The organism is Ralstonia sp. R-29 (assembly GCF_049913345.1).
GTDB lineage: Bacteria > Pseudomonadota > Gammaproteobacteria > Burkholderiales > Burkholderiaceae > Ralstonia.
Genome location: NZ_CP184378.1, coordinates 1796136 through 1816140, shown reverse-complemented (window position 1 = coordinate 1816140; position 20005 = coordinate 1796136). Strand labels below are relative to the sequence as shown.

At 65.0% G+C, this 20005-nt stretch carries 15 protein-coding genes; 12 read left to right on the top strand and 3 right to left on the bottom strand.

The window, feature by feature from the left end; translation table 11 throughout:
• Positions 1 to 4 precede the first annotated feature (4 nt).
• Positions 5 to 838, bottom strand: coding sequence for an aldo/keto reductase (locus ACN9M1_RS25300; RefSeq protein ID WP_426399607.1), 834 nt, complete (start codon positions 836 to 838; stop codon positions 5 to 7).
• 240 nt (positions 839 to 1078) lie between these two features.
• Here ACN9M1_RS25300 and ACN9M1_RS25295 point away from each other — a divergent pair, with 240 nt between their 5' ends.
• The 7 genes from ACN9M1_RS25295 (at position 1079) to ACN9M1_RS25265 (ending at position 7327) form a co-directional block, all read left to right on the top strand.
• Positions 1079 to 2005: an MASE4 domain-containing protein gene (locus tag ACN9M1_RS25295; protein ID WP_426399606.1), complete on the top strand. Its 927-nt coding sequence runs from the start codon at positions 1079 to 1081 to the stop codon at positions 2003 to 2005.
• Positions 2006 to 2121: 116 nt separating this feature from the next.
• Positions 2122 to 2913 carry an alpha/beta hydrolase family protein gene (locus ACN9M1_RS25290; protein WP_426399605.1) on the top strand — a complete coding sequence of 264 codons (792 nt, stop codon included), beginning with the start codon at positions 2122 to 2124 and terminating at the stop codon, positions 2911 to 2913.
• 428 nt (positions 2914 to 3341) lie between these two features.
• Positions 3342 to 3770, top strand: coding sequence for a hypothetical protein (locus ACN9M1_RS25285; RefSeq protein ID WP_426399604.1), 429 nt, complete (start codon positions 3342 to 3344; stop codon positions 3768 to 3770).
• A 157-nt stretch (positions 3771 to 3927) separates the two neighbouring features.
• Positions 3928 to 5079: an ABC transporter substrate-binding protein gene (locus tag ACN9M1_RS25280; RefSeq protein ID WP_426399603.1), complete on the top strand. Its 1152-nt coding sequence runs from the start codon at positions 3928 to 3930 to the stop codon at positions 5077 to 5079.
• Positions 5080 to 5188: 109 nt separating this feature from the next.
• Positions 5189 to 5650: an MEKHLA domain-containing protein gene (locus ACN9M1_RS25275; protein ID WP_426399602.1), complete on the top strand. Its 462-nt coding sequence runs from the start codon at positions 5189 to 5191 to the stop codon at positions 5648 to 5650.
• A 397-nt stretch (positions 5651 to 6047) separates the two neighbouring features.
• The gene (locus ACN9M1_RS25270; RefSeq protein WP_426399601.1) at positions 6048 to 6566 is read left to right on the top strand and encodes a hypothetical protein; all 519 of its coding nucleotides are present in this window, start codon (positions 6048 to 6050) and stop codon (positions 6564 to 6566) included.
• A gap of 116 nt (positions 6567 to 6682) precedes the next feature.
• Positions 6683 to 7327, top strand: coding sequence for a hypothetical protein (locus ACN9M1_RS25265; protein WP_426399600.1), 645 nt, complete (start codon positions 6683 to 6685; stop codon positions 7325 to 7327).
• Between the two features lie 23 nt (positions 7328 to 7350).
• Here the strand turns inward: ACN9M1_RS25265 and ACN9M1_RS25260 are convergent, their stop codons facing one another.
• Entirely contained in the window at positions 7351 to 9522 is a 2172-nt protein-coding gene (locus tag ACN9M1_RS25260; RefSeq protein ID WP_426399599.1) for a PTS sugar transporter subunit IIC/EAL domain-containing protein, read from the bottom strand.
• Positions 9523 to 9780: 258 nt separating this feature from the next.
• Here ACN9M1_RS25260 and ACN9M1_RS25255 point away from each other — a divergent pair, with 258 nt between their 5' ends.
• Together ACN9M1_RS25255 and ACN9M1_RS25250 are read left to right on the top strand one after the other, a co-directional pair.
• Positions 9781 to 10860 carry an FUSC family protein gene (locus ACN9M1_RS25255; RefSeq protein ID WP_426399598.1) on the top strand — a complete coding sequence of 360 codons (1080 nt, stop codon included), beginning with the start codon at positions 9781 to 9783 and terminating at the stop codon, positions 10858 to 10860.
• A 100-nt stretch (positions 10861 to 10960) separates the two neighbouring features.
• Positions 10961 to 12760 (top strand): rhamnogalacturonan lyase B N-terminal domain-containing protein, encoded by a 1800-nt coding sequence (locus ACN9M1_RS25250; protein ID WP_426399597.1) that lies wholly within the window; start codon positions 10961 to 10963, stop codon positions 12758 to 12760.
• 38 nt (positions 12761 to 12798) lie between these two features.
• On the opposite strand, the gene ACN9M1_RS25245 is transcribed toward ACN9M1_RS25250, so the two are convergent.
• Positions 12799 to 13539, bottom strand: coding sequence for a response regulator transcription factor (locus ACN9M1_RS25245; RefSeq protein ID WP_426399596.1), 741 nt, complete (start codon positions 13537 to 13539; stop codon positions 12799 to 12801).
• A gap of 331 nt (positions 13540 to 13870) precedes the next feature.
• Here ACN9M1_RS25245 and ACN9M1_RS25240 point away from each other — a divergent pair, with 331 nt between their 5' ends.
• The 3 genes from ACN9M1_RS25240 (at position 13871) to ACN9M1_RS25230 (ending at position 19854) form a co-directional block, all read left to right on the top strand.
• Positions 13871 to 15001: a hypothetical protein gene (locus ACN9M1_RS25240; RefSeq protein WP_426399595.1), complete on the top strand. Its 1131-nt coding sequence runs from the start codon at positions 13871 to 13873 to the stop codon at positions 14999 to 15001.
• A gap of 413 nt (positions 15002 to 15414) precedes the next feature.
• Complete coding sequence (locus tag ACN9M1_RS25235; RefSeq protein ID WP_426399594.1) at positions 15415 to 15903, top strand: hypothetical protein; 489 nt, start codon at positions 15415 to 15417, stop codon at positions 15901 to 15903.
• A gap of 357 nt (positions 15904 to 16260) precedes the next feature.
• Positions 16261 to 19854: a beta strand repeat-containing protein gene (locus ACN9M1_RS25230; protein ID WP_426399593.1), complete on the top strand. Its 3594-nt coding sequence runs from the start codon at positions 16261 to 16263 to the stop codon at positions 19852 to 19854.
• Positions 19855 to 20005 lie beyond the last annotated feature (151 nt).

Below are 20005 nucleotides of genomic sequence, written 5' to 3'. Positions count from 1 at the left end.
AGCGTTAAAGCATCTCCAAGGCCCGCGGCCCCTTGGGCGGCGCAAAGAGGCCATCCAGTTCGGCAAGTTGCTCCGCCGACAGCGCGTGCGCCAACGCACCCACGTTCTCGCGTAGGCGCTCGCGGTGGCTGGTCTTGGGGATCGCGATGATGTCGTCACGTGCCAGCAGCCAGGCCAATGCCACTTGGGCGGGCGTCATGCCGGCATCTTGCGCAAAGCGCGCGAGTTTGGGGTGGCGCACCAGCCGCGCCTGCTCGATGGGCGAATAGGCCATCACCGGCACCCGACGCTCACGCAACCAGGGCAGCAGATCCCATTCAATGCCGCGTCGGCTCAGGTTGTAGAGCAACTGGTTAGTCGCGACTTGGTCGCCGCCGGGCGTGCGCCAGAGCTCTTCCATGTCCGACAGGTCCAGGTTGCTCACGCCGTAGTGGCGGATCTTGCCGCTGCGTTGCAGGGCCTGCAGCCCTTGCAGGGTCTCTTCCAGCGGCACGCTGCCGCGCCAGTGCAGGAGATACAGGTCGATACGGTCCGTGCCCAGCCGGCGCAGGCTGCGCTCGCACGCCGCGGCCACGCCTTCGCGGCTGGCATGGTGCGGGTAGACCTTGCTGACGAGAAACACCTCGTCGCGCCGCCCGGCAATGGCCTCGCCGATGAGCGATTCCGACAGACCCTCGCCATACATCTCGGCGGTATCGATCAGGCGCAGGCCCAGGTCGAGCCCCAGGCGCAGCGTGGCGATTTCTTCGGCACGGGCGGCGGGTTGGTCGCCCATGTTCCAGGTGCCCATGCCAAGTGCAGGGACGCGCTCGCCATCGGGCAGGGTGACAGTCTTCATGCAGGGCTCCGTCATCTAAGGGGGTAGATCAGCATGGCGCCAATCTACAAGACACTGCTGCCGCCCGGAAAGGGTGAAACCATTCGCTTAGAAGATACCGGGCGCCGCCGCTCCCCCCGCTTGTCGCGTTGACATTGGACTGCCGGATGACTATCACCCGTTTATCAGCCCAGCGGCAACGCGCTGCGGCGCAATAGAAAAAACGCGCGTGACACCGTCACCGCATCGGGGGCCATCGTGATGTCAGAAACGTTGGACTTGCAACGGGGCTTGCTGCTGAGCCTGTCGCCGGGGCGCCGGACCTACCGGATGGCACAGGCGGTGGTGCTGCTCTGCGTGGCGGTCTTCGTTGCGGCGCTGCCATACGCCAGAGTGCCGTTGGCGCAACTTCCATCGTTCGTACCCGTGTACGAATCGATGCTGATCCTCAATGACCTGATTACCGCCGTGTTGCTGTTTGGCCAGTTCGCCATCACGCGGTCGCGCGCCATGCTGGCGCTGGCCAGTGGCTACCTGTTCACCGCCGCCACGGCCGTCGGGCATATGCTGTCGTTTCCGGGCCTGTTTGCGCCCGGCGGCCTGCTGGGTGCCGGCCCGCAAAGCACGGCATGGATCTACATGTTCTGGCATGCAGGCTTTCCGTTGTTTGTGATGGCGTATGCGCTGCTCAAGGTGCGCGAAGAACGCGAGCCCGACCGCTTTGGACCCCGCATGCTGACCCGCAAGGCCATGGCGGCCATGATTGCTGCCGTGCTGGGCGCATCGGCAGCCTGCGTGGCGCTGGCCACCGCCGGAGAACATCTGCTCCCCGCCTTCATGGTGGGCAATCATTACGCGCCAGCCCAACAGGCGATCGCCGGCAGCACGTGGCTGCTCTGCGTGGCCGCTCTGGCTGTGCTCTGGCGCTGCAAACCGCATCTCACCCTCGATATCTGGCTGATGGTTGTGCTGTGCGTGTGGATCTGCGACGTGGCCCTCAGCGCCGTGTTCAACGGTGGGCGGTATGACCTGGGCTTCTACGTGGGCCGCGTGTTCGGGCTGATGGGCGCGAGCTTCGTGCTGTTGTTGCTGCTGATCGAGAACACCGTCCTGCACTCTCGGCTGGCGGCGGCGCGGGCCGAGCTCAAGCGCCTGGCGGCAAACAACGTGGCCGGGCGAGAGCGCTAGCGTTTTTCGCGCCAGGTGTGTCTCGAACTGCGTCGCTCGACGGGGCCTGCGTGACGTCAGCAAAGCGCCACCAAACTCCCGCACAATTCCTAGCTCTGCAAACGATGGAGGCTGACTTGGAATCGCGCGAAGGCACTAACGCAACCGCGGCAACACCGCCGTTCATGGTCGAAGACATCCCTGAGTTCGGACGCCTTTACTCGCCAGCCGGATCCGCCCCGGTACCCCACGTGCTTGTACTGCACGGCTCAGAGGGGGCCTGGTCCGGATTCGCCCATCTGCAGGCAGCAACCTTGGCGAGCCGAGGCATCGCCGCGCTGCCGCTTGGGTATAGCGTCGGCGGAAATTTCTGGAACGCCGGCCAGATCGAGAACGTTGCGCTGGAACGTACGGTCGCTGCGCTGAATGCACTGCGAGCGCGCGCACGCTCAACAGGCAAAGTCGGTATCTATGGGGCTTCGCGTGGCGCCGAACATGCATTGCTGGTCGCCGTGCTAACGGCAACCGACAGCACCGAGCACGCGCCCGATGCGGTTGCGGTGCACGCGGCGCCTGATGTCATCTGTGGTGCGTTCGACGGCAGAGAGTGGCGGGACCCCGGTGACCCCGGCTGGCAAGCATGGGACCCGGCACGCCGCGCCTGGACGTGGAAGGGCAGCTCCGAAGCCCTACTCCCCTCCCAACCCATTGAAATCCAGCGCTATCCCGGCCCGCTTCTGATCAGCGGGGGGCTGAACGACACGATGTGGTCGTCAGCCATGAGCCGGCGGCTTGCCGACCGGTATGCCACCGGGGGCCGGGTCGCGGAAGAACTCGTCTTTCCCCGAGAGGGCCACAACCTGTCCGCCGAGGCCACCATGCTTCGGGACGAGCGGGTGTCTGCGTTCTTTGTGCGGCATCTGGTCTAGCGACGCGTTCGGCGCCAGACCGCCCTCTCGTTTCAAGTGCTATCGGCGCACACCCATTGGCATATCAGTGAGGAAAAGTGAGGATTCAATCCGATCCCGGTTCGAGCTGCGTTTCGCCCCCGAAAAATTGTCCGCGATTGCGAATACGCCAGGCCGTATCGCCCGGCTGACGGATGACCCGGCGGCGGCGCTTGCCTAAGATGTCGCCCTCTCGGCAAGTCGCTACGAGCGGCCACGCCGGGTCCGGCGGTCATGCGCAACATCACGTGCATGACCGTCCATCTCTAGCCGCTACGCGGGGCAGTCCATTCCCAATGTCGACAATCAGCAGCGCAACCAGTATCCCGCCACGGCATGACAGCGCGCCTGCCGGGCGGAACGCAGGGCTGCCGGCAAGGGCTGAACCATCACCCACCTGCGTGCCGCGGGTGGCCAGTCCCGGCCTGACGCAGTTGCCCAAACCCGCCGCCGCACGCCCACCCGCCGCCCCCACCCGCGTCAAAGCCGTGCGGACACTGGAAACGCGACAGCGCCTGCACCGCTTGCGCAAAGAGCTGAGCAAGATCGATCCGCCGCCTGCCTGTGCCGACGATGCGCATGCCGAGATCCTCGCCGCCATGGCGCGCGCCGGGTTGAGCGGCTGGACGGTGCCCGCATTGTCCGAGCCAGACAACGTGCGCCATGCCGATGGGTCTGTGGTGGTGTCACTGGTGTCTCACGCCATCGTCTTCAACGCGGGCGGCGCGTTCCGGATCATCGATCTGCTGCCGCCTGGGAGCGTGTACTTTGAGCTGGCCGGGCACGGCGGGGCAGCGTTTTCGTTGCCGTGCGGGTGCTCACCCGTCGCGGTCCGCTAGCGCACAAGGGGCACAAGGGGCACGACGCCCCAGCCGGCAACCGGCGCATCCCGGTATCTCAAAAATTCTCGCCTCAGGGTTATCCGCCATTTCGGTCCGGGCCCACCTTTTCGACACTCTTGCCACACCACCAATAAAACAAGGGGCGGAGACAGGTATGGACCGGAGGCAATTCGTACGGAGTTCAGTGGCACTGGGTGGCGCGATGATGCTGGCACCCATGGCGCGCGCGGCAGAAGCCGGCGTGTTTGCAGACAAGATCGTCTTTGGGCAGACGGTCGGGTTCGATAGCGTGTGGGGCGGGCTGTACAAGAACTACACCAACGGCCTGCTGGCCTGCTTTGAGCAAGTCAACGCCCAGGGCGGCGTGGGCGGCCGCAAACTGGTCGTCAAACGGCTGGAAGACAACTACCTGCCCGACAAGGCCGTGGCCAACGTCAAGACGCTGGTGCAGGAAGGCGTGTTCGGGCTGGTGTGCATGGGCGGCACCGGCAACACCATCGCCGCGCTGCCGCTGCTGGAGCAATACCGCCTGCCGATGGTGGGCGCCATGACTGGCGCCACCGCCGCGCGCAAACCCGGCACACCGCTGTTCCACACGCGCGCCAGCTACGCCGACGAAGTCACGAAGATGGTGCAGCACGCCACCACCATCGGGCTCAAGCGCGTGGCCGTGGTCTATCAGGACAACCCCTTCGGCTCGGGCAATGCCGACGCCGCCAAGGCCGCCGCCAGCAAGTTCGGCGCGCAGATCGTCGCGCTGATCCCGCACAACGCCAAGGGCGACGACATCGACATGGTGGTCGACAAGATTGCCGCCGCCAACCCGCAGACCACGCTGCTGTTCACGTCGCCCACTTCCGTGGCCGACACGCTGATGCGCTATCAGGCCAAGCACGGCCCGCTGCCGCTGCCGCAACCGTGGATTCTGTCCGTCACCACACCCAAGACCGTGTTTGAGAAAGCCGGCGCACTGGCCCACGGCGTGGCGGTTACGCAGGTCATGCCCGGGCCCAACGCGCGGACCCAACCGCTGGTGCGCGCGTTTCGCGAGGCCAACGACAAGTTTGGCGAGCGCAGCAACCAGACCTACGAAGCGGTGGAAGGCTTTCTCACCGCACGCGTCATCGTGGATGGCCTGCGCGCCTGCGGCAGCAACCTCACGCGCGACGCCTTCATCCAAGCGCTGGAAGGCTTCGGTACCCGCGACTTTGGCGGCGTGCGGGTCCACTATGACCGCAACAACCATGCCGGGCTGGATTACGTGGACGTGACGATGATCGGCAGCAATGGCAATTTGGTTGGCTGAGTCACGCAACGCACGGCCGCAAGCCAGCCAGAACCCGCCTCCCGAGGCGGGTTTTTTATTGCCCCTTGATAGAATCCCCCCGCCTTTGGACGACACCCGACACAACACAATGACGGTATCCCTGAGCCTGGACCCGCAGTTCTTCCACCTCCTTGCCGACAGCCACCAGCGGCTTGTTGGCACGCCGCTGATCAACAACGCCGTCGCGCCCGCCGATGTAGCCCGCTGGCTCTACGAAGACGCCCCCTTCTGCGTGCTGGCACACAACACCGATGCCGACCCGCGCTTCATCTATGCGAACCGGGCCGCGCAGCGCTGCTTTGAATACGACTGGAGCGGCATCACGGCGCTGCGGTCGCGTTTTTCAGCGGAGCAACCGAACCGCGAAGAACGTGCGCAGTTGCTTGAAGCCGTACGCACGCGCGGGTTCGCCACCGGCTATCGCGGCGTGCGCATCTCGCGCTCCGGACGGCGGTTCTGGATCGAGGGCGGCACCGTGTGGAATCTGATCGACGGTGATGGCGTCTACCACGGGCAAGCTGCGACCTTCCACCAGTGGCATGACGTGTGATGGGGGCAAGATGGTCGGCTATCCGCCCATGGGCTTCGTGCACCCCACGGAACCGGAATGGATCAGAGACGTGCTGCGGGGCGATAGAACCGTTTCGAACCCTTTCGAAAGCCAGTCGCCGTGACCCAGGATGCATGGATGGCCGCCAAGCCAGCAGAACCCGCCGTCAGAGGCGGGTTTTTTTACGCACCCACAACCAGAAGCACGTGAACCCGATAGTCGACATCGGCCAGCGCAGTTGCGGGCGGTCCAGGGTCTGCGCTTGGCGTTGTAGACGCCAGAGCGCCGCGTTTTCGGTTCCAAGCTCGGCGTAAAATCCGCTTGCCACGGAAGCCGCCCACTCATGCCCGCTCGCACCATTGCAACGCTCTGCGTTCTCGCGCTTCTCACAGGTTGCGTGAGCTATCAAGACCCGCGTACGCCCGCACAGCAAAAGCTGGCGCTGCAGCGGGCCGCCAACGAGTTGGTCGGCAGCTACACCATCACAGATAGCCGCAACGACGATGGCCGCGGCTATACGCAAGCCATCGTCAGCAGGCAAGACGGCTCAGACCAGCTCAGCCTGCAGTTGATGGGCCCGGCCACCGGCGCAATCACGCTGGCCGGTTCCGACTGCCGAGGCTGGTATGCCGAGAATCACCGCTACACCGCCATGCAGTGCGATGCGTTGACGGGCGAGGTCAACTTCTTCTCTCTGGTGCGACAGACCAACCCAGACCCCGTGAACTCCGGCACCCTACCTGCTTCGTTTGCAACGATGGCGGTTCCGGAAGGCAGCTATCGCTTCGACATTGCAGAGCGCGGCGGGCGCTATCGCTACTACGTGTTGACGAAGACACCGTTGCAGCAGGTGAGCGAAGCCCCGGGGGCAATGCGACGATGGCCTGCACCACCCGCGCCGCGTTCGTCGCAATAGGCGAACCCGTTTCGCCATATCAGCGGTTTAGCATTCACAACACAACAACATACGTTCCAAAGGGGTAGGCGTTGTCGAACAAGATGATCTCTCTGGTCTTGGCTTGCGCGTGCAGCATGAGCCAAGCCGCCTTCGGACAAACCTCGATGGAAGCGCCGCTGACAGACGCGCCGCCAACCGAAGCGCTCCAGGCTCAAGTCCTGCAAGCAGGCGCACCTGGGGAAGGTACACCCCAGGCAGACGCCCCCATGCCGGACGCCCCGCAAGCGGAAACACCCACCCCCGAGCCCGTCACAAAGGCAGCGCCCATCGTAAAAGTCGAACAAAGCTATTGGGCCGCAGAGGGCCTCAGCGCGCAGATGCACAAGGCGCGTGCGATCTCGCTGTACCTGATGGACCCTGCCCTGCAGCCGCTGAGGGCCGTGGACGAAGCGCGCCTGAAAGACGCGGGCTGCGAGTACACGACGGAAGATGCCGCGCTCATCGCCAACTTTGTCGAAGCCGTGGAAGCCACCACCGTGCGCGCCAACTCATTCACGCTGCAGTTCGAGCCTCGGGAGGCGGTCTACCTCGCGTTGGGTGGCGGCAGCGAGATGAAGCTGCTGTTTGACAAGCCCTACCAAAATCAACCGGAAGTGCTCGGGCAGATCAACGGTCAGCCGGTCACGGCCAGCAAGGGCCTGGTCGATGCGCTATATCGATGGGCGGGCAAGGTTGGACGCGTGCGGCAATGCGAACACTTTGTCGGCAAGTATCGGTAAGCCAGGACCCAGTACCCGCGCCGTCAAACCGCATGCGCCAATGGCCGCAGGTTGGCATCGAGCACAAACTGCTGGCAAACGTTCGCCGCCAGCGGCTGGCTGAAGAAATAACCCTGAAACCGATCACAGCCCAGCGCTGACAAGCGCGCGAGCTGCTGTTCGGTTTCCACACCCTCCACCACCGTCGACAGGTTCAGCGTCCGGCTCAGGCTGGCGATGCTGCGCACGATGTGTTCGTTGACGCTGCCCGCGCTCACATCCGCCAGGGAGCGATCGATCTTGACGGTATCCAACGGCAGCTCGCGCAGGTAGTGCAGCGAGGTGTGGCCCATCCCGAAATCGTCCAGCGCCACTTTCACGCCGGCTTCGCGTAGCCGCTTCAGGTTGTCGATGGCGTTGACGTCCGGCAGCAGCATGGTGGATTCGGTGATCTCCAGTTCGAGCAACGTTGGCGACAGCCCCTCACGCTGCAGAATGTCGATCACGTTCTGGTGGAATGCGCGGTTCAGCAGCTGCCGCGGCGACAGATTCACGGCGACCACGAAATCGTCCGGCAACACATCGCGCCAGGCGGCGCGCTGATGGCACGCCAGCGACAGAATGCGTAAACCCAGTTGGTCGATCTGGCCAATGTCGTCGGCCAGCGCGATCACAATCGGCGGCGCCACGCGCCCCAGCACCGGGTGCTGCCAGCGCAGCAGCGCTTCCGCGCCAAACACCCGGCCCGTTGTGCAATCCACCTGCGGCTGGAATTCCAGAAAGATCTGGCCATCTTTCTTGATGGCGTCTTCCAGGTCGCTGGCCAGGGCCACGGCCATGCGGCCCTCGTCGCCGGGCAAGTCCAGACAGCGCCGGCCTTGCAGGCTGACCTCGGGCGATTCGGCAATCTGCTGCAACGAGGCCAGCACGTCCTGGCTGCGCCGCGCAGAGAGCACATCCGCCATGCGCACGAACGGCAGGTAAATGGCCGCCCCTGCCGCCAGGCCGATGAGTTGCACCACCGCACCCGCCACCGAACCCGTAACCGCGTAGCCGCTGAACAGCACGGGCGTGGTCCACGCCACGCTGTAGCCGGTCTTGGGCATCAGGTCGGCCGCGATGGCGACATAGGCGATGAGAATCTGCACCACCGGCGCGAGCACGAACGGAATGGCATACACCGGGTTGAGCACCAGCGGCAGCCCGAACAGCAACGGCTCGTTGACGTTGAACACCGCCGGCAGCATCACTACCAGCGCCATCTTGCGCCCGCGCTGCGTGCTCCTGGACATCAGCAACGCCAGGATCAGGCTGAGCGTGCCGCCCGACCCGCCCATGCGCGCGAACATCGCGAAGAAGTGGTAGGTGAAGATGAACTGCGGCTGTCCGCCAATGGCCACCGCCGCCACATTGGCCTGCGAGGCCGGGGCCAGGATGTGTTGATGGACCGTGTACAACGCGTTCGGCCCATGGATGCCCAATAGCCAAAACAGTTGCGCGGCGGTTTCATACACGAGACCAAACAGCAGGCTGTTGGAGACTTCTGAAACCGGCGCCGCCAGCAGCGTGTTGAATGCCGCCATGAGCTGCGGCCAGCCCGCCCAGATCATGGCGACCTTGAGCACGGCAAACGTCAGGATCGTCAGCATGCCGGCCGGCATGACCGTCAGCACATCGCCCACCAGCAGGTCATTGCCGACGTGGCTGGCAGGAATGCGCAGACGGCGGATATCGCACAGCTTCAGAAACAGGCTGCCCCCTAGCGACGCCACCAGCAACGCGCCAAACAGCCCTTGCCCGAGCGAGAGCGACGCCATCAGCGGCGCATCCGCGTCCGGCGCGACGAGCGTAAAGAAGCACGACACCACCACCACCGCCGCCACCGTGGGGTTGACCACGCGATGCCCCACGCGCTGGTTATGCAGTTGCGCCAACACATCCGCAAAGCCGTACAGCGCGACCAGCGCGCCAATGCCAAACGTGCCGGCCTGCACGCTGTCGCAAAAGACATCCAGCCGGGCACCAAACGTCTCCACCAGCATGTGCCGGATGCCGGCCGTGGGCGGATAGCGCAGCAGCAGCGACAGCGCCCCCACCATGATGAGCGGCAGGGCCAGCGCCAGCCCGCGCCGGATAGCAATGAAGTATGGCGCGCGGTCGAACCGCTCTGCAGCGGTCAACAGCCGGGGCCATGGCGATAGCGCGTGCGTCGTCATAAAGGTCGATCTAGGGTCGGCAACATCCTGGGCATCCACGGAAGATGCCGCTATCGGGCTACGTCTGATATACGGCAGCACCATTGCACGACTGAAGCGCTTGCGCGCAAAAAGGCCTCACAGCCTATGGCAAGCTTCGTGCAATACCTAGGGGAAACCCGAAGTTTTGTCGCATCCCTGCACTGTGATGAAGCATCGGCACCAAGGCGGCGCCCACGCTGTGTGCGGCGCGCCCCAGAATCTGCAACGATCTTGCTTATGTCGATTTCCATTCGTGCGCCCCGCACTGTGAAACTACCTGCCCCGCTGCTTTCCGTACTCCGGCTCATGCGCGACCCGCATCGGCGTTATCGCCATGCGCGGTACATCCACGCCACGCGCGTCGGCCTGGGTGTGCTGCTGTCCATCGCCATCACCGCCGGCTTTGGCTGGCCACATGGGGAATGGGCCACCATCTCGCTGCTCATCGTCATTGCCGGCCTGCAGCACCACGGCAACATCCGCAAGCGCGCCGCCGAGCGGGCCTGGGGCACGCTGATCGGCGCCTCCGCCGGCCTGTTGATCATCGTGCAGCAGACCTGGCTCGGCCACCTGCCGCTCACCTATGCGCTGGTCGCCGCGGCATGCGGCATCTGCGCATATCACGCCATCGGCAAGGGCGGGTATATCGCCCTGCTGGCCGCCATCACGCTTGTCATCGTGGTCGGCCATGGTGACAACGATCTGCTCGACGGCGCATGGCGCACGCTCAACGTGCTGGTGGGGATTGCGATTGCGCTGCTGTTCTCGTTTGCGCTGCCGCTGTATGCCACGTATTCGTGGCGGTATCGGCTGGCCGACGCGCTGCGTGAATGCGCCCGGGCATATGCCAGCCTCGGCCAGGGCGACCAGGGGAGTAAGGTGGCCGGTGAGCGCAGCAAACACCTCGGCAAGCTCAATACGCTGCTGGTGCAACTGCGCTCGCTCATGCCATCGGTATCCAAAGAGATTGACGTGCCGCTGGAGCGGCTGGAGCACATCCAGCGCAGCCTGCGCATCTGCATCAGCACACTGGAGCTGCTCAACGCCGCGCGCGGGCCGCTGGGCGAGCCCCGTGCCGATGTGCCGCCTGACGCGGCCGACAGGCACATCCGCGACACGCTGATCGGCATGTCGCGCGCATTGCGGTTCGGCACGCTGGCACGCCTGTCGCAAGCGCGAGCGGTTGACGGCGCTGACACTGCCCAAACGCCCGGTGCGGCCACGGTGGAAAGTGCACTTGCCGTGGGCTTCGCCAACGAGGTTGAACAGCTTCGTGGGCAACTGCTGGCGATTGCGCCGCAGTGGAATATTGGGTGATGGCGCCGCAGCTTCGCCTGCACGGTTGTCACTTCGTTTAGAGCGCCGCAGCAATCCAAGGTCTGCTCCAACCTGACGCCGTTGTCCTGTCGAACTGCCCATGCCCCCAACACGATCCGTGCTCGATACCCACTGGACCAAGCGCCTGAGCCTGAGAGTGCTCGGCACGCTCATCCTTGCGCTGCAACCGGTCTGCGTGCAGCTCGCTGCTGCTGAACCGCTGCACAACCGCGCGATTCCCTGCCACATCGGCAATGACGCGCCCGTCGAGGCGGACCATGATGCCCGGTCTGGCTGGCAACCCGGGCAGGAGGGCCAATTCGGCATCCGCACGGATGGCAATGCCTACACGGTCGATACCGGTGCCGGATTGGTCTTCCAGGTCCGAACGCGCGGTGCTAACGGCGGGGACCGCGGCAAGGGCGACATCGTCTCCCTGCTCTGGCATGGCGTGCAGTATCAGGACCCGCGCAAAGGCAGCCAGGTGAACTCCGGCTTCTCCGGCCTGTATGACGGGCAGGATCGCGTCAATGTGGACGCGGCACGCGTGGGCAACGACGCCGTCAAGATCACCGTTACCGCCGGGGCGTTGACCCACGTCTACATGGCGCGGCGTGGGCAGCCCAACATCTACATGGCGACGTATTTCACGGCGGAGCCCAAGCCCAACCTCGTGCGCTTTGTCGTGCGGGTGCCGCACGCACGCCTGCCCGATGGGCCGCAATGCGCGGACATCACCACCGCCGTGCGCGGTGTGGAAGCGCATGATGTGTTTGGGTTGGCCAACGGCGAAACCCGCTCCAAGCATTACTCCAACATGCGCCTGAAGGACTGGCAGTACTTTGGCGCAACCGGCCCGCACGTGGGCATGTGGATGGTCCGCGATAACAACGAGGGCGGCTCGGGCGGCCCGTTCTACCGCAGCCTGCTCGACCAGGGCACGGAAGACCAGGAACTCACCTATATCGTCAACTACGGCGAGAACCAGACCGAGCCCTACCGCATGGGCGTGCTCAACAGCTACGTGCTCGCCTTTACGGATGGCGAACCGCCGCGTGAAGTCGACACCCACTGGTTCAAGCACATGGACCTGCCCGGCTACGTGCCGGAGAGCGAGCGTGGCGCCTTCGAAGGCCATTTCACTGGCCTCGCTGAAGATGCCCCGTACACCTTGGCGCTCAGCAACGCGCATGCGCAGTACTGGGGGGATGTCTTTGCGAAGGAGGGCCACTCCCACCATTTCCACCTGCAAGGCGTACTGCCCGGCCAGTATCAGGCGACGCTCTACCGTAACGAGTTGCAGGTCAAACGCTTTAACGTGGACATTCAAGCCGCCCACACGACCCCTTGCGCGTGCGGCGGCATCGATCACGACCCACAACACGATGCCGCGCTATGGCGCATCGGCACCTGGGACGGCAGCCCGCGCGAGTTCCGCAACGGCGACAAGGTCACGGTGATGCATCCATCGGATGTGCGTATGCAGCCGTGGACCGTGCCGGACTACCTCGTCGGGCGCTCGAACCCCGCGCACGATTTCCCCGCGTACCAGTGGAAAGCCGTCAACGGCGCGCTGGTGGTGCGCTTCCACCTGAGCCAGCGCGATGTTGCAGACCACCGGCTGCGCATCGGTATCACCACGGCCTTCGCCCACGCTCGGCCGAGCATCACGGTCAACCAGTGGAGTGCGCCCACACCGCAGCCTGCCGTTGAGCCGACCACCCGCAGCCTGACGGCGGGCTCCTACCGCGGCAACAACGCCACCTTTGCGTTCGACATTCCGGCCTCGGCCTTCGTGGCTGGCGAGAACGTGCTCACGATCAACGTCACCAGCGGGAATGCCGGAGACGGTTTTCTCAGCCCGGGCTACGCCTTCGACGCCATTGATTTGCTGAAGTAACCGGCACAACCGGGCGCCCTCAAGACGGCGTGCACGCGTCAGGCCGCCATCATCAGCTTCGGGTCAACGCTGGGCGACTGTTGTGCCGTGGGCTGAACGGCCAACTGATAGCCGCGCGAGTAGACCGTCTTGAGCTCCACACCGGTCCCCGGTCCGAAGCCCAGCTTCTTGCGCAGCTTGTAGACGTGCTGCTCGATGGAGCGCTCTGCAATGCAGGCCTCCATTCCCCATACCGCAGAAGCGATCTGCTGGCGCGACAGAAACGCCCCAGACGAGGAGAACAACAGCCAGGCCGTGGCAAATTCGCGTGCGGTCAAGCGGATCGGCGCGTCATGCAAGGTCACCGTGCGGGTCAGCCGGCATAGGCGGTACGGCCCGACCACCACCTGCGTCTGGCAGGCAACCTGCGCCGACCGGCCGACCCCGCGCAGGATGCGGCGAACACGCGCGCACAGCTCCTCGGCGGTGAAGTGGCCCGAGATGATGTCGTCAATGCCAGCGTCGAAGGCGCTGAGCATCTCCTGGCGGTCGGCAAAGTGGCCAAACACCAAGGTGGGCCAGCACAGATTGGCGTTGCGCTCGCGCCCGGAGAGCAACAGTCGGCCGGCGGTGCTGAACTGCTGCGCATCGATCATCAGCAAATCAAAGACCTCGGTCTGCCCGGTGCGCATCAGGGCCAATGCCTCGTCGAATCGCACGCAGGTGATGTCCTGGGCGGACAGGCAAGTCGCTACGTAGGTAAAACTGGCTGGATTGGTGGTGAGTACGGCGAACTTCATGGCAAACCCCCGACGATGCAGGGTCGATCCATGCGTCCACCCCGCTTTTTCTTTTGCCAAAGGATAACGTTCACACTGTGTTCATCCATCGCTATAACTAGCGATGCCGTAGGGGCAGCCGTCAATCGCCTGCTCCAAAAGAGGGCACAAGTGACCCGATCGGCACCGCGCAAGCGCAACCCTGACGTCGTTCAGGACACGAAATCCGTCTGGACCGTCCTGCCGGAGCCTTGGACACCCGGCTTCGCCCCCAGCCCCCTCCCTTCGCCCGAACCGGACAATCGACCGTCCATCGCTCGGTACCCTTCCAACCTCCGATTGGAGGTCCGGCATGCACAAGAACGTGACAAGCGGCGTATCGCGCAACATTCCTGCGTTGCCATCGTCGTCATCCCCCACACCGCAGACAGCGCAAGAAACCGCAACCCGACCGACGGCGCGTACGCGTTCGGCCGCGCTCGAGCATCTGCCCGCCTCACACAGCAGCAGCACCAGCGGCGCCAGCGGGCCTGCGCGGGTTTCCGCCGCGCCGGCCAAGATTGCCGAGGCGGAACTGCCGTTGGCCGCCTACCTGCTGATGCGCGCCGTGGACGGGCGCCCCGTGGCTGCACCGGAAATCGCTCGCCTGCGATTGGCGAACGCCAGCGTCAATGAAACCCGTCAACTGCTCAGGCACGGCCGTGGCAACGTCGACGTCGACGTGCGCGCCACCCACAACGAAAGTACGTGGCGGATGAAGGCCGCGCGGACCTTCCGGCAGGAGCGTGAACAAAAAGCGAAAGTGCCCTGGAACGCGTTCGAGCAGCGGGCGCCGTATTCCGCTGCGGCAGCGTCGGTATTTGGCGCGGGCAATTGCGGAGAACACACGAGCACGACCAGCGTCTATCACAGCCGTCGGCTGGCTCCTAACGAAGAAGTGCACTACGTGAATGCACCCGCCGCCGGACACGCCTTTGCAGAGGGCCGCATTCCCAGCGCCCCTGAAGCCGAGCAGCCAGAGCGGACGGTCGTGATGGACGCGTGGGCGAAAGGCCCCGCGGTGTTCGCCGCCGATGCGCACTTTGCCAAGCGACGCGGCGGGCTGCAGAGCCTGTTGCACTACAACGCAGACACCGGCCGAGACGCCCGCATTACGGCCAACGACGTGGTGCTGGAGGCCCGGTCCGCAGGCCCTGCCGAAGTTGCCCGGCGCGTGCAAAGCGAAGCCACGCCAACCGCCCGCTTTGCCGCGTTCATCGACTCTGTACTACCCAGCGGCATGGGCCACTGGAGCGAGCAGCATGTGATCGACCGCGACTTCTCGCAACGCGTGAAAGGCAAACTCGCCGCGCTTGAGAACCCGGCGCAGGGCTTTCAGCTGGCGGCGCGTATCGCCGAACAACTCGGCGTGCCGGCACAGCAGCGTACGGCAGAGGCGCAGCGCATCGTCGAAGCGGCCCATGCCATGTTGGCGGACCGGTAAAGCTGCGAGTCGCCGCACGCCATCACACATGGGGCGAAACTTCTATTTGAGCGGATTCGCGAGCGCGGGCAGTCTGGTGCAAGTGTTTCAGAGCGATGCGAAGAATTGACGGAACCTTCCGCAGCGAGCATGCGACCGTTATCCCATCCGAAGGGGAAAACGGCGGGAACCATGGCTCTAGCGCTTCAATTGCGCGCCCCATGGCCCCGCGATCAGGACCAATCGCGGGCCTCCAACCCTACGCCCGCCGACGATCATCGGGCGACGACGGGCTCGAACCAGACCGTGCGGCAGATGCCGCGCCCATGCTTGCCTTATCGATATCCGCGTCCGTTCCACGTCGTGCGCCTGGTATTCCGGATTTGCCCGCGCAAGCCCTCGGGCCGCTCGTGGGACGCGGGAGCCAAAAAGACGTGTACAGACTGGCCGACGAACCCGGCCATTGCGTAGCGCTGATTCATGCCGATGCCATTGGCCGGTTCGATACGCCCAGTACTCACGCCCAACGGGAGATGGACGCGTTATTGAAATTGCGCGCACGAGGCTTTCGCACGGTCCAGACGTATCGACTCGTTCGTATCGCAGACCGCGTCGGCATCGAACAAGCCTACCTGCCCCAGGCCAAGAGTTCGATGGATATCGTCCGGGCTCCCAGCAACGTACCGGAAGGGCAATATCTCACCCAAAGGACCGTTGAACAGTGCAATGCGACCATCGCCACGTTGCGTAAGAGCGCCACGGTGATCGACGACCTTCAGTTTCTGGTTGAGCCCCAGGGCGACATCCATATCAGCGATCCGCGGGCAGTGACGGACGGCGATCCAGAAAAAAATGTCGATACGGTCAAGGCGTTGCGAGGCGCGGCGATTGAGAGACTGTTGTGTTCGGACGATGAGGAATGAAGGCGACCCAGTGGAGCGGCACCCCCTTGTGTCGTGCATTGCCGGGGCGATAGATACATCCCCGCACCCGACCGATACCCCCCATAAGCGGTAGTTGAGGAATTTTCAGGATTACGTGCGGCGCTCCCCGTACATTCGGGGGGTTCTTCCTCTCTCACCGCACCCGGCATGAAATCGAAAGGCGCTGCAGGCACCGGCAGCCAAGGACCCGCTTTGCATGGCGACAGCCAACGGCCCAGCGCGATGAGGGCAATGGGGGCAACGAAAGCCACCCGCACTGCGCGAGTCGACCGAGCCGATTCCACCGGGTCACCCCAACCCTCGCGGCAAGCGGCAGGTGAGCCCATCCAGCATCTGGTGATCGGACTGCGCGCTCGCGACGCGCATGCCAAGCAGGCGACTGCCGGTTGGATCTTGCTGCGGTACGCGCTGAGTGATTGCCTGGCGTTGATGGCGGCGCTCGATCAGGCGCCGTCGGCCATCCGGCTTCGCCCCTATCGCGTGAATGCTCCCGCAGCCGATGCACCCGTGCGCTGGCTGTTGCGTCGCGCCGGCCGGGGGCTTCTGAAGGTGGTGGGTGTGTCAAAGCAGGGGCGCGAAGTCTACGCGTCGCTGCCGATGCCGGCGGACCGGTTTCGGCTGATGGTCCGCCCCGGCTGCGTGCCGACGGGCCCGTACGAACAGCGCCACGGCCAGATGATGTTCTTTGACCGGAACCCCGAGAAACTGCGCACCCACTTTGGCGGCCAGTTGCTCCAGTACCGGCCGGTCAGCACACAGCAGCGCAACCGCCCGCTCGTCATGCGCCCCGCAGATGTGCGCCGGCTATCTGCCAAGCGCCCTGGGTTGCGGCGTTCGGCGATTTCCGTGTCGGTGTGCGCGGCCATCGCCACGGCCGCCCCGGCGCGCTATGCCCTGGCGACGGACTACACAACGCCCATCACCGGAAGCAGCACCGCCGATGCTGCCTATTCCACGTCCACCAATGCCGCCGGCAGCTTGGTGTATGCGCTGCAGAGTGGCGACACCGTTTCGGCATCAACCAACCAGCTCGCCAACCTCCAGGCGGTGAACCTGGTTGGCGTAACCACGCCTGTGGTGTTGCAGGTGGGCAGCAACGGTACCGGCACGCTTGGGGTCTCCGCCACCCGCACCGGGGTGACGGACTGGGGCCTCGTCCACGGCATCGACGTGGAGAGTGGCAGCCACCTGACCATCAACGGCAACACCAACGTCAACGCCACCACGGACAACCGCAATAGCGAGATCGAAGGCGTCTACATCACCAACAGCACCGCCACGTTCAACGGCAACACCACCATCTCGACCAGCACGCCGGGCTATTCGCGCGGACTGTGGATCAACCGGGGCAACGTCACCTTCAACGGCGATACCACAATCACCGTGCGGGGCCACGGCACGGATAACGACGGCATCTACAACTCCGGCGGTGGCGCCGGCAACGTCACGTTCAACGGCAACGTCAAGATCGATTCCCTGGGCGAGCACCCGAGCGACAACGTCCACGGCATCTACAACGACAACGTCAACACGCGGCTCACCATCAACGGCAACCTCGACCTGTCCGCCACCTCGAACGGATCGACCGTGTTCGGCATCCGCAACCAGGGCGTGCTCAACGTCAGCGGGGACATGTCCGTCACGGCAACGGGCCCGCGCTCGGCAATGGGCGTGGCCAACACGCACCGCACGGCCCGGCTGACGGTGGGCGGCAACGTTGACATCCACGTCGTCAACACCGGGGGGTACACCCCCTTCGGGCTGCCGACCGCCATCCAGGCCCACTACGGCACCGGCTCCAGCATGACGTTCCGCAAGGGCGTCAATGCCACGGTGAACGCCGTCACCACGGCCTTTGGCATCGACAACACCGGCGTGATGAATTTCTCGTCCACCAGTGACACGGTGGCCCTGAACGTGGCATCCACCTGCACCACGTGCAACGTGTTCGGCATCAACCAGAGCGGGGGCGCCATCACCATGGCGGGCGGCGCGCAGGTCAAGGCGTCCACCACCGGCACGGGCGCCGCCTTTGCCATTGCCAACGCCGCCGCCAACGGCGTGAACGCCACGCTCAACATCAACGCCGCAGGTGCCGGCAAGGTGACGTTGGACGGCGATATCACCACCGCCAACTATGCGGCCAGCGGCAACACGGGCAGCACGAACGTTGTCTTGAACACGGCAGACTCGTACTTCAAGGGCAACATCGTCCCGTACGCCAATACCGGCCTAACCACCGACACCACCAACTATGTGGCCGGCGCCACGACGCTCAGCTTCGCCAACGGCGCCACGTGGGTCCCCACCGGCACCGGCAACACCAGCAACGACTTCGGAGCCGGTGGCTTGACGCTGGCCTCCGGTGGCGGCATCGACCTGTCGCGCAGTTGGGGCACGTTCGCGCCGAGCAGCATCCCCGCCTACAACCTGCGCACCGTCACCATCGACAGCAGCGCGGCCGGCGGCGCCAGCGTCAACCTCAAGGACGGCGCCACCTTCACGCTGCTGAGCGATGTGCGCAACGGCGCCGCAGACAAGGTGGTGTTCGGCTCGGGCATCAGCAACTTCTCCGCAGCGGGCACGCAGAACATCAAGGTCGCCTACGACCCGGTGCTGCAAGACACCTCCTGGGTGAACGCCAACACCGTCAAAACCGGCAAGACCTTCAGCGCCGTCACGCCCATCACCATTGTGGATGCCAGCTCGGCCGCCGGCGGCGCCGCCAAGCTCGCCGCCGTGAGCGGCACGCCCGGCGCGTGGACGAGTACGTATGAGAACGCGTTGGTGTCGTTCACCTACACGCCGCAGGTGGCGGTATCGAGCGACGGCAACAAGGTACTGCTGACCGGCATCCAGATTGCCGGCAGCGATGGCGCATCAACGGGCACCGGCGGTAGCCCGGGCGCGACGGCCCCCACGGTGCCCACGCTTTCTACCGGCTTGGGAACATCTTCCGGCATTCGCCCGGCCGAAGCGGTGTTGACCGCCTCCGAATCGGTAGCCGCCATGCGTAATCTGCTGCTGCGCACATCTGCCCCGGCGGGCATCAACGGCACCGGCGGCGGGACCAGCGCCATCGGCGTCAGCACGCCCCCGCAGGGGGCCGACGCCGATGGCAGCATCTGGATCACCCCCATGGCCAGCCGCGACAGGCTCGACACCAGCTATGGACGCCAGACCAGCGAGACGGTGACGTCGACAACCCTCGGGGCAAACCGCCGCGTCTATCAAGGTGACAAGAGCACCGTGCGCGTGGGCGCCAGCATCACGCAGGCCAATGCCAACGTCGGCTACACGCGCGGCTCGGGCACGATCGACATGACGTCGATCGGCGTCAACGCCACGCTGCAGGCCAACAGCGGCCCGTACGTCAGCGCCGGCGTCAACGGCGCGACGCTGCGCAACACCTACAACGCCACCGACCTGGAAGGCACCAACACCAGCGGCAAATTCAACGTCAAAACGCTCGGCACCACGCTCGCCGCCGGCTGGCCGTTCGACCTCGGCCGTGGCGTGAGCCTGGAACCGTCCACCGCCGCCGTGGCGGGGGTCATGTTCGGCGACCAGCGCGTCACGTCTGCCGGCGTAACGACCGACCTGAACCGCAAAACTTTCGGCATGGTGAATGCCGGTGTCACGCTCAAGCACACGGGCAGCAACGCAGTCGTCTCGCACGAGGTCTATGGCCGCGTCGCACGCCTGGAAACCTTCGGCAGCGATCTGTCCATCACGGCAAGCAAAGACGGCGGCAGCATCACCGCCGATGCCGGCCCGGCCCGCCGCAGCGGCTACCAAGTCGCGCTCGGCGGCTCGGTGGGCTTCGGCCCCGCCAAACGCCTGGCCGTGACGATGGAAGCCGGCCGGCAGCATCTGTCTGGGTCCGGCGCGGGATGGTCGGGGCTGGTTAGCGTCCGGTGTCGCTGGTGACGCGCCACTGCACTGGCGGTGATTTGGGGTGCAGAACTCGGCGCTCGGCGTTCTGAGCTCGACGTTCCGAGTTCTGAGCTCGGCGTTCCGAGTTCCGAGCTCGACGTTCCGAGTTCTGAGCTCGGCGTTTCGAGTTCCGAGCTCGGTGTCC